The organism is Monashia sp. HAY1-2A, from assembly GCF_056755315.1.
Genome location: NZ_JBNDHY010000536.1, coordinates 1 through 256 on the forward strand (window position 1 = coordinate 1; position 256 = coordinate 256).

Here is a 256-nt window from a genome sequence, read left to right on the forward strand (position 1 = left end):
GCGCCGCTTCATGGCGGCCGTCCGGGCGGCCGCGGAGTGAGCGCAGAGCGGATCAGGCGACGCGTGCCGCCTTGTCGGCGAGCAGGTCCTCGAACAGCTCGGTGTTGAAGCGGTAGGCGAGAAGGACTTCCTCGATGATGCGCTCCTGCTCGTCGGCATCCCAGGGCGCACGGTCCAGCAGCTCGCGATAGGCGTCCTTGAAGGCGCGGGTGTCGGCGATGTCCGCGAAGAGGTAGAAGCGGACGCCGTCCTCGGT

General features: G+C 68.8%; 1 protein-coding gene. It reads right to left on the minus strand.

Going from position 1 to position 256, the window contains the following annotated elements:
- Positions 1-52: 52 nt before the first annotated feature.
- Positions 53-256: biliverdin-producing heme oxygenase (locus ACPYOM_RS23000; protein ID WP_481347741.1), on the minus strand; the 204-nt coding region annotated here is incomplete at its 5' end.